Raw genomic sequence first — 11,213 nt, 5'->3', positions numbered from 1 at the left:
GAAATTAATAGAGGCTCCATAATAGATGCTTATGAGCTTACAACTACAGGAAAGTTGATCCATGTGGGGCGTAATTTCCCAAAAAACACCCACGGGTTATTGATCACTGATTTTTATGAGAATACCTTAAGGAAATTAGAAAACCATTAAAAATTAGAGTTATGAATATAGATAAAAATAAACTGATATTTGGAGGTTTGATTTTATGTGTGCTATTATTTATTGGTGCATATGTTATACTCATTATGGAAGGAGATGAGGCACCCAAACTGGAAATCAATCAAATTCCAATTCCAGAATTAGAAGGCGATCAAAAACAATACGAGTCTAAATTGGAAGCTATAAATGACTTAAAAGAGGTAAAGCAAACCAATGCACCAAGTATTTATGATGAACGGTATTTAGACTCTTTAGGTATATACGATACAGAACTATTGGATAATCAGAAAATCAAATTGGTGGACAGTATTTATAAAAACAGCAAAATCTACTATACCAATGCGCCACATGTGAACCAGGAGGGAGTGCGGGTAGCGTCAAAGGTCGGAATGCCTAAAGAACGAGATTCTATAGTTGGTGAAGTCGAAGAGATAGACACTAAAGCTTTTAATTTGGAGCACCTGCTGTTTTTTGCATCTTCACCTAAAGGAGTGACTGACCATGCCAAAGATCAATACATTTCCGTGATTATAGATGGTACCCAAACGGTTAGAACAAACCACAGAATTAATATGCGTTTATTAGAAGACACAGAAATAGAAGGGAAATTGTTTTTAAAACATACACCAATATATGGATTCGTAGATTTTGAACCAAATAGAACTATTATAACCATTGACAATATCCAGCATCACCCTGTAAAATTAAAAGCTTACGATTTACAAGATGGTAGAGAAGGTATTTATGTAAGAAATAGTTTTAGAGGTGAAGCTACTACTGAGGTGATAGGAGATATTGTTCAGGATGTCAATATTGCTGGCGTCCCTCAGGTGAATGGCATTAAGAAAATATTTCAACAAAATAACCGAAGTATTAAAGTAAAGATTCTAGGTAATTACAAATTGTATTTAAGAGCAGATTAATAACCTTTTAACTTAAAAAAAATGAAAAATTATAGTTTAGTAGTATGTTTTATGCTCATGGCTCTAGCTTCAACAGCTCAAGATGCACATGTTTTAGATACGATTTTGGTCAATGACAAGATGAATGTATCCTTGTTTTTTCCAGATTATATCCGTCAGGGGATTACTGGCTCTAAAGATTTTGTATTTACTTACAATAGAGAGAAGAAACAATATTTTGGACTTCTTCAGGCTCGACCAGGGCAAAAAAGTAATTTACTAGCTGTTACTGGTGATGGACAAGTGTATTCTTATATTTTGAAATACAGTGACAGTATTACTAAATTAAATTATTTTATTTCTAAATCAGAAAGTATAGGGCACGAAGTTGCTAAGCGTTCGCAGGTGGCTCTTAAAGGTATAAATGATAGCTTAAATATTAAGCAATATTCCTATAGTGATGAATTTAGTAGATACCTTTTGAAAAAGGATTATAGGGTGGAGAAATCCAAGCGTAACAAAGGTGTGGTTTTAAAGTTACTTGAAACAAGACATCATAAAGATTTGGTGTATTTAGTACTTGAACTTAAGAACACCTCCAAGATAGATTTTGAACTTGAGTATTTAAAGGTTTATAAAGTATCGTCTACTAATAAACGAAAAGCATCCTATCAAAAGCTTCAGTTAAATCTAATAAGCACTTATAATTATCCTTCACATGTGGAAAAAGAAGACTCTGAATCTTTTGTTGTAGTGTTGCCTAAATTTAGCCTAGGAGACAATCAGAGTTTACAGTTGGAACTGGCTGAAAAAAGGGGGAGTAGAATTATTATTTTAAAAAGTATTTGAAGTGGTTGGGTTTTTAGGTTTTTTTAACTTTTCAATATTATAATTTTTTCGAGTTTACAGTGGGTTTTTAGCCTGGATCTTGTGAGTTGGAGGCTAATGAAATGTTAAGTCCAAGTTTTATGTCTGTGTTTTGTTGATGTTAAGAGAATGTTGTTTAGTTTTTTGTGTCTATAAAAACGAATCCAATCTTTATCAAATTCAATATAAAGAAAACAATAAAACCTTACCGAAAAATACTCAAGTAATAAATAATAATAAGCCAAAATCTTACAAAACATAAGTGTTACATTTTAACTATAATTATGAAATCCCTATTTTTTAATTTTTTTTTATTGTAAATCTATCAAATTAAAAGTATTATTTCAACTATCCTTCTTAATCGCTTTTTTGTGAATATTTAATAAGGTGAAATTAATTTTTACATGAAAAAAACGGGGGTGTCTTAAATATTTAATTCTCCGTAAAAGCCCTTTTAGGCAATTTTGTTTTATACGGAATATGTTAATTTATCACATAATTAAGTGTTTTCTATAGATTATTTAAAAAAAATACAAAGTTTTTATTGTGTTTTTAAGTGTTTGTTTTGTAGGTTTTTATCGTTATTATAAGCGTTTTTTCGGGCTTTGTCTGAGGAAAAATTATAAATTTAGGAGTATGTAAAATAAAAAAAATGTATGTTTGTGTCCCCAAAAAAATTAACATTTTTTTATGTTAATTTTATATAATGTATTAACATTTTAACAATAGGTAAATGTTGTTTAATCATTGAAATCGAATATCAGTTTTCTTCATGTGGTTAGATATTTTATTAATTTGGAATGTAGTATAATTATTAGTCTATACATTGAATATTATATATATGGTTAAAAAACTACTTTATAGCTTCTTTTTTCTAATAAGCTGTTTTGCCTTTTCTCAAGTTAATTCTTTAGCTGATTCAGACAATGATGGTATAGAGAATATAAAAGATTTAGATGATGATAATGATGGCATTCTAGATGTTATTGAGGATCATTTAAGAAGTGAAACAATCATCAGATGGAAAAATCATATCAATGTCGAATCTAGCCTTAATAATGTTGTTTTTTCAAGGGGAGGACGTGAATGGTCTAATTCTATTAACTCTTTTCCGTTTTCAGGATTAAATTTTTTTAATAATTATCAGGTAACATTCAAAGTAAAAGGGTCAAAGGATGCAGTTGTAGGTTTTGGAATTGAAGAAAACAATATCAGTTTTGAGGATGTTGATTATGGTTTCTTTTTTCAAAACAATAGATTTGAGATTATATCAAATGGTGAAGAAAAATCTTCAAAATTCTCTTTCAAAAAGAAAGATGTTTTCGCAATCATTTATAAAAATGATGTTCTAGAGTTTTATCAAAATAAATCTCTAGTAAAAAGCTTCCACGTAAGTGCGGATCTAGATTTTTATATTGATACTTCTTTCCTAGGTGAAACCAAGAAGTCTAAAGAAAAAGGGGGGTACAATAATTCGAATAGATTATCTGTTTTTTCAGGATTTGAAATTAGTTCAATAGGGAATGTTGATATCGATAATGACGGTCTTATTAATAGTCAGGATTTGGATAGTGATGGTGATGGATGTAATGATGTACTGGAGGCTGGGTATTCAGATGAGGATAAAGATGGGACCCTAGGGGGTCGACTCCCTGTGGTAGATAGTAAAACAGGAATGGTTATGGGGAATGGTGGTTACACTGAGGTCGATAATGATTATTTAAATCCAAATGTTAAAGGTTGTCCTGATGAGACTGAATACGGAGTCTATATTAATACTGCAAAGCTTCCAAGATCTGTATATGATATTATAATCGGAGATGTCGCAATTTCAGATTTAGAGAGTGGGAACCAAAATAGTGAGGTGTTTGTAAATCTAGGAGAAGATACTGGCGGTGATAAAATAGTGTTTTTAAATGTAAAACCTTCAAAAGAATCTACTGGTCTTAATTTAAGGCTTATGGTAAATGGTGAAAATATAAGTAATATTGAAGTTTTGAGTAATGAAACTTGGTTAAGTCTTTCTAGTGAATTTTACAATTTAGCGGAAGGTAAAATTAGTTTTTTAAATAAGGACGTAACTATCGGTTCACAGTTTACTATTAATCTCATTAATGGTGTGCAATACGATACATCAGTACCACTGACCGTTACAATTAATAATAATATAGAATTATCAGGGGCAACCTTAGAAATTATCTCACCATCCGACTCTAAATTATTGATTCAGCCTAGCTCTGCAATCAATGGATTTATCGTTGATACAGAACTTACTGAGCCTGGGGCATATTATTTCATTTTAAAGATTCAAGAAAAATCTTTTAAAGGCCACTTTTTAGTTGTAGAAGAGGATCAAAGTGACAACGTTAGTTCGTTTTAAAATTTAACCCATAGAATTTATAAAAAAAAATAATGAAAATAGGTAATAAAATACACTGTTTGGTGTACATCGTTTTGTTTGTTTTGATAGGATATCTGTTTTTTATTAGGAGTAAAAACAAAGAAGTTGCAATAGTTAATGCCCAAACTGTTTTGGAAAATTATCAAGGTTTTAGAGAAGCACAAGATTTGTATGAGCTAAAGACCCAAGAGATGAGTAAGACTTTTGACAAACAAAAATCAACATATGAATCTAAATCTAATGAACTGAAGATTCTTACTGAAAAACTTTCTGAAAAAGAGTTTAAGATTAGGGAAAAGGAGCTTGAAATATTAAAAGCAAAAACATTTCAGTTAGGAAAGTCTATTGAAAATAAAGCTATAGAACAAGAAGAGATATTGTTGCAAGGGGTTTACAATAAAGTTAATGGTTTTATAGAGCGCTATGCAAAAAATAATGGAATTGATTTAATTTCGGGAGTGACTACATCTGGTAATGTACTATATGCCTCCGAAGCGATTGATATAACAGATAAAATTATTCAGGGGTTAAATAAGGAATATGTCGAAGGGATTGATAATTAGTGTGATGCTTTTTTTTGTGTTTTTCATCAGTTGTAAATCCTCAATTGATAATGAAAAGGAGCTTTTAAAATGGCTAAGTAAGACTAGCAATGGTTTTGTGAAGAATTCTAAAACTAATGGTTTTGTATTATCCATGAAATACCTACCACCAGAATACTTGGCTCTAAATGAGTATAAAAAAGATGCTGGAAATGGTGATAAAACTGTCAATGACTATTTAGAGCTATTTAATAAGTCAAGAACATTTTTGTTAACGATAACTCATGATGATGAAAATGTAGATGCATCCAAGTACGGTGTAACTAATATGAGTGATTATAGTCAAAGAATAAAAGACTTAAGTTTTAATATCAAAGAGTCCTTAGTGCTCAAAACTGATTCAGGTGAAAAATATAACCCAGTTTTAACCACGATGGAAAATCTATATGAAATAGGTAACAAAAAATCTATTTACATAGTTTTTTCTGATGATTACAAAAACGTATTAAAATCTGAGAAACTAGATATTGTTTTTCAAGACACTTTTTTAGATACAGGGATAACTCATTTTGTATTTAAAAGAAATAAAATAGATAACCTACCACACTTAAATTTTTTAAATCAGTAAACTTATGATCTTTATAAGTAAAAAATACTTTAGGGCAACTACATACATGTTATTGTGTGATATGTTGATAGGAATTTTTATTCCATCTTTTAATGGATTATATGCTTTAACTTCGGGGCCAAGTTCTCCTGAGTTTTCTAGTTTTGAACCGGTGGCAACTACAAATTTAGTAGATCCGTTTACGGGTAACTTCACTTATAATTTACCAGTTATTCAGATTCCAGGACCCGATGGAGGGGGATATGCAATGTCCTTATCCTATCATAGTGGTGCGTCTTCTGAAGAAGAGGCTTCTTGGGTAGGTCATGGATGGACATTAAATCCAGGTGCAATAAATACTAGTGTTAGAGGTAATCCAGATAGTTATGATAACACAGAAATAGATATCTATAATAAAACACGTCCTAATTGGACCATGTCTGGCCTTAAAAAAACTAATATTGAGGTTTTTAGTGCTTCACCAGATGAAGGAGATAGAGGCGGAAAGGGCGCTGCAGATACTAATTCAGACCCAGAAAGTGGTTCGGTCTATAATAAAAGTCAATTCGGTCTTAATTTTAGTAAATATGTACGCTATAATAATTATCAGGGAATTTCTAAAACATCTTCGATAGGTCTTTCTAAAGCCGGGGCTAGTTTATCTATGAATCGATCCGAAACAGGAGTGACCTTTAGCGCAACCATTAATCCTTTTAGATTATTTAATCAATATAAAAGGACCGATATCACTTTAATTGATAAACAAAAAAAACAAGATCCGGACAATAAGGAAAAAACGAAGAATCAGGATGAGGATAAGAAGACTACATTTAAAATGAGTATGAGTGGTGGTGGATATGGTAGATTTAATGCAGCATCACTATTTGGATTACAGACTTTTACAGATGTGGGTCAGTCAGTTTCATTAACGAAAATGAAAGGAATGAATGTAAATCTAAGTTATGGTTTACAGATTAATCCACTCTTTATACCAGTTTCTGTTGAACAAGGGTACACAGGCTCTTTTAGTGTTAACCATTCCATACCTCATGATACAATTCAAGCAACGGGGTATTTGGGGAGTTCAGATGCAGAAAGAGCAGATCATTTTACAGAAAAAGCACAACCATTTGATAAAAGAGATTTCTTTATTGGTATTCCTTACAGCAGTCCTGACAATCATTCTTTGTCAGGTGAAGGGTTGTCTGGAGGGTTTAGGGCATATTCCGATGGGCCAAGAGCATTTTCTAATGAACAAGGAAGTAGTAAGATAAATACATATGGAGTTGGTCTTGAAGGTATGATAGGTACCAATGTTGGTGTTGGAGTTAACCTGTCTTTTGGAAGTAATTCTTCAAAAATGGAAAAACGATCTGATCTTGGAGGTAAAACGCACAGTAATATCAAATATAGGTTTTATGGAGATCTAGGAGGGAAAGTTGCTTTTGCGAATAATGATATTGCTAATGTGGAATTAAATGCAAGTCCTGACTTTCCTGGAATTAAACAAGTTAATAAAAGTGTTAGTGATGTAAATGCTTTTCGAGAAGATAATACGGATGTATCCATGAATGCATCTTCGTTTATCAAAAAAAAGGATGAAGGAGGGTTTGAAATTCACAATGAGACAGGTATTAAGTATAGCTATACAGAGCCAGTAATGGTAAGGAATGCCTCTTCTTTATCTTTCGGTATTAATGGTGATAATGATGATGTAGAAAATAATTATTTAGCATATGCGAAAACATATTTAAACAACCTATATGATGTGGATGATTGTTTACAAGACAGGGTTTCTGGTGAGGTTAAAAAAGTACCATACGAGAATACTTCACTTTTGAAATTGATAACTACTCCGGATTATATAGATTTAGATCCGGTCGGTCCAGATGACTCGGATTTTGGGGGGTGGACATCTTTTGAGTATCACAAAAAATATGGAGAAGAAAGTGAGGAAGATAAATGGTACCGTTGGAGGATTCCTTATAACGGCCTATTATATAGTAAAAATTCTATTTCTGATAGTAAGGATGATACAGGTTATGTTAATACAGGTGAAAAAGAAGTGAACTATTTAAAAAAGGTAGAAACTAAAACACATGTTGCTTATTTTGTAACTAATAAATCTAGTGCCTCTCGGTTTGGTGATATTGGAGGAGCTGCTAAGTTTCTTAATGGTTCAGGTGTTGACCGTAATGATGGTTTGGGTGCTCCGGATTTAACGGAGACAGATCCTTCTTCTAGTTCTGAAAACAAAAGCCATAAAGGGGAAGATCAATTAGAGTATTTAGAGAAAATAGTGTTGTTTTCAAAGGCACGCCCTGAAACACCTTTACAAGTAACCAATTTCCGATATGATTATTCGTTAGTTCAAAATTTGCCTAATAATGTTGAAGGTAACTTTCCTGGTAATAAAACTTCCAATAAAAGTGGCAAGTTAACATTAAAAAAGGTCTGGTCAGAATTTGAAGGAGTAGTGGATGCCAGAATCAGCTCCTATAAGTTTGGGTATCAATATTCGAATAATGATGAAATTGATGGCTCTTATTCATTATCTGCACAGAACCCTGACTATGGGCCACATTTATTAGATGCTTGGGGTTTTAATCAATACGATGGCGTTGGGAGTCAGAATAGTGCGTCTAATAGACATCTTAATTTGATAACTTGGCCTTATCAAGGGGGTATTCCGGAATCGGAGTTTGATCCGGCTGCTTGGCAACTAAAGCAAATTGTATTACCATCTGGAGGAGAGATTTTGGTAGAGTATGAAAGTAAAGATTATTTGTATGTACAAGACCGGGACGCCATGGCCTTGGTTAAGTTATCTAATGCCTCAAACACATATACAGACCCAACTTATACTATAGATTTGTCAGATATAGGAGGGTATTCTGATGGATTATGTGAAAAACTTAATGAATATTTCCTAGAAGGAAAACCAGACTCCGATAATACTGATGAAGTTAGAGAGCGAATATATTTTAAACTCTTATATGCTTTGGAGAATAATATGCCAGGTTTAGATAATTGTAAATCAGAGTATATAACGGGATATGCTAAGGTTAAAAATATTCAATGTAATGGTAGTGAAATCCAAATTACTCTAAAAGGGTTAACAGATCCTGATAACCCGAATTATGTTGGTGATGGGTTAACGGACGACCCACAACCAGATGAAAACTATCGCTTAACTCCTAGACAAGCTTGCTATGATTATTATGTAACACAGCGGTGGGGTAAGTATTCTGCAGGTTGTGAGGGAGAGTTTGAAAAAAAATATGAAGATGCAATTGAGCAAGATCTTTTAGAATGTGGTGATATAGGGACTACTAGTCTATTGAAAGCCATAGATGCCTTGGAATATGCTCAAGATGGCATGAAAGCAATTGGTGATGGAAAAGTAGATGCCAATTTTCCTAGAAAAGAAAATGTATGTATGCGCTTAGATCCAAGCTTGTCCTATCTTAAAATACCAATTAATAAAGCAAAAAGAGGAGGAGGAGTTCGTGTTAAAAAAATACTGATGTGTGATAAAGGAATCGGATCAGGGGAAGCAGCTATTTACGGACAGGAATATAAGTATGAGTTGGAAGATGGTAGATCTAGCGGGGTGGCCTCTAACGAACCTCAGGAAATGAGAGAAGAGAATCCACTAGTAGGCTTTATGCCTAAAAAGGATCAGTCCTGGATTAATAGATTAATAGTCGGTAAAGACAGAGAACAGTCAGAAGGACCTATTGGAGAGTCGCTTTTACCATCTCCAACGGTAAGTCATTCAAGAGTAGTAGTAGAAAATATACACAAAGGAAAAACAGGTACTGGTTATACGGTACATGAGTTTATTACTTGCAAAGAATATCCATATGATAAGTTATACGATTATCAGCTTTTAGAAGGTGATGATCGTAAATTCGATTTTGCTACAAATGGCCCTGAACGTGGTGTCTCATATACTGTATTACAGGATAATATGCATAATGATCGATTAAATATACCAACTCCATATTTTAGTTATGGTTTTGATAAAGCTTGGGCTTCGCAGGGTTTCAGGTTTATTCAAAACAGCATGCATGGGGTGCCAAGATCAGTAAGAACCTATGGAGGAACTTATGTAGCAGGTAAAACTAGTTACATTTCTTCTGGACAGGATTTTTACTACTATGAACCTGGTGAAAAAGTACGGCAGTTAAAGGCATTCGATAGGGAGTATAAAGGAACCTATGTATGGGATGTACCAGGAAAGGAAATGGATGTTACACAAGAAGGTTATCGTATTGAGACTAAAAATTTAGATTTCAATTTCGAAATTGACGTAAGTGCAGGACTATTGTTTCCGCCACCTATTTTTGTGTCGTTTTCATTAGTATTTAGTTATAATGAACAATTCCTTACGAAATATGCTACGTCTAAAGTAATTAAATACCCAGTTCTACAGAAAAAGGTGGTTTCTTATACTGACAATATAGCTTCTACTACGGAGAACTTAGCTTTTGACTATGCGACTGGGCGTCCCGTTTTAACTAAAACCTATGATGCTTATCATAATATAACCATAAATAATTCTAACCAAAAACATGATGGTTCAATATATAGTTTAAATATTCCTGCCCATTGGAATTATGAAAGAATGGGACAAAAATCTCATGAACCAGAAGAAAATACCAATCAATTATTAGCAAGTTCAGGTCAGGTCATTACTTATGGCGCAAATGCTAATCCAATTAATGACGATGGTACTTGGTCGATTAAAACGGATAAGGTAATATCTGCAGGAGCCAACACTTATGCAACTTTACAAAATGTTTCGTCTTGGAATAATTCGAGTGTACAGAATGTTTATGGAACACTAGGTTCAGAAACAGTGTTCAGAATGCATGAGAGTTACGTTTTTAAAGGAGACGTGAAGAGATCATCAGATAGGATAACTGCCGCGGGAAAAATATACGAAGGTGGAATCATTGAGGATTTTGATGCATTTAAGTATGATGGTTCTAATCAAGGTGAAAAATGGGTGAAATTAAATGAAGTAACGAAGTATTCACCAAACGGTAGTTCATTAGAAGAACGTGACGTGCTTGGAATATATAGTGCTTCTAAGTATGGTTATAATTTCACTTTACCTACAATGATCTCAAAAAATTCCACATATGAAGAGATGTATTTTGAACACTTTGAAGATAAAGCAAGTATAGAAACAAATCTCGTTAAAGATATTGCACATTCAGGAATGTATTCAAAGCAAATCACTAGCGGAGCTAATCTGTTGAAAAACGTAACGGCAAAAAACTTACTGACTAAAAAAGGTGGTTGGCTTAAGTTTTGGACTAAATCGGACGAAAAATTAATAAAACCTGTAGTAGAAATAAATGGAATTGAGTTTGCTCCGGAATTGATGGCGAAAACAGGAGAATGGTCTTTATATAGAGCATTCCTTCCCCCAGAAACATTCAGTGAAAATCAATTTGTTCAGGCCGCTTTATTTTTCGAGAATGCAGAGGCTTATATTGATGATATAAAATTTAATCCAAAGGAAGCTCAAACTACTTGTTATGTATACGATGTAAAATCACTTCGATTACTAACATTATTTGATGATCAACATTTTGGATTGTATTATCAATATAATGGTGAAGGGCAATTAGTGAGAAAACAAATTGAGACAGAAAAAGGTCTAAAAATAATAACAGAAACACAGTATAATCTACCAAAAGAATATCGTGATAGTTTTTAAA

6 protein-coding genes and 1 pseudogene are annotated in these 11,213 nt (G+C 32.9%); all 7 read left to right on the top strand.

The window, feature by feature from the left end:
• Positions 1-150, top strand: a pseudogene (locus Q4566_RS16275) (conjugal transfer protein TraK); the annotation flags it as partial.
• Positions 151-161: 11 nt separating this feature from the next.
• Positions 162-1,082 (top strand): conjugative transposon protein TraM, encoded by a 921-nt coding sequence (traM, locus tag Q4566_RS16270; RefSeq protein WP_303423494.1) that lies wholly within the window; start codon positions 162-164, stop codon positions 1,080-1,082.
• Positions 1,083-1,103: 21 nt separating this feature from the next.
• Positions 1,104-1,910, top strand: coding sequence for a DUF4138 domain-containing protein (locus Q4566_RS16265; protein WP_303423492.1), 807 nt, complete (start codon positions 1,104-1,106; stop codon positions 1,908-1,910).
• An 859-nt stretch (positions 1,911-2,769) separates the two neighbouring features.
• Positions 2,770-4,308, top strand: coding sequence for a hypothetical protein (locus tag Q4566_RS16260; protein WP_303423490.1), 1,539 nt, complete (start codon positions 2,770-2,772; stop codon positions 4,306-4,308).
• Between the two features lie 32 nt (positions 4,309-4,340).
• Positions 4,341-4,892, top strand: a complete 552-nt coding sequence (locus Q4566_RS16255; protein ID WP_303423489.1) for an OmpH family outer membrane protein — start codon at positions 4,341-4,343, stop codon at positions 4,890-4,892.
• A gap of 133 nt (positions 4,893-5,025) precedes the next feature.
• On the top strand, positions 5,026-5,499 hold the full coding sequence (locus Q4566_RS16250; RefSeq protein ID WP_303423487.1) for a hypothetical protein: 474 nt from the start codon (positions 5,026-5,028) through the stop codon (positions 5,497-5,499).
• A 4-nt stretch (positions 5,500-5,503) separates the two neighbouring features.
• Positions 5,504-11,212 carry a hypothetical protein gene (locus tag Q4566_RS16245; protein WP_303423485.1) on the top strand — a complete coding sequence of 1,903 codons (5,709 nt, stop codon included), beginning with the start codon at positions 5,504-5,506 and terminating at the stop codon, positions 11,210-11,212.
• Position 11,213: the final 1 nt, after the last annotated feature.

The sequence above is a fragment of the Tamlana sp. 2_MG-2023 genome (genome assembly GCF_030548465.1).
Classification (GTDB): domain Bacteria; phylum Bacteroidota; class Bacteroidia; order Flavobacteriales; family Flavobacteriaceae; genus Pseudotamlana.
The sequence above is the reverse complement of the archived record's forward strand: the minus strand, read 5'-3'. Positions and strand labels throughout refer to the sequence as shown.

Coding starts and splice junctions, on each gene's coding strand:
- traM (WP_303423494.1), top strand. CDS start 162: ATGAATATAGATAAAAATAAACTGATATTTGGAGGTTTGATTTTATGT.
- Q4566_RS16265 (WP_303423492.1), top strand. CDS start 1,104: ATGAAAAATTATAGTTTAGTAGTATGTTTTATGCTCATGGCTCTAGCT.
- Q4566_RS16260 (WP_303423490.1), top strand. CDS start 2,770: ATGGTTAAAAAACTACTTTATAGCTTCTTTTTTCTAATAAGCTGTTTT.
- Q4566_RS16255 (WP_303423489.1), top strand. CDS start 4,341: ATGAAAATAGGTAATAAAATACACTGTTTGGTGTACATCGTTTTGTTT.
- Q4566_RS16250 (WP_303423487.1), top strand. CDS start 5,026: ATGAAATACCTACCACCAGAATACTTGGCTCTAAATGAGTATAAAAAA.
- Q4566_RS16245 (WP_303423485.1), top strand. CDS start 5,504: ATGATCTTTATAAGTAAAAAATACTTTAGGGCAACTACATACATGTTA.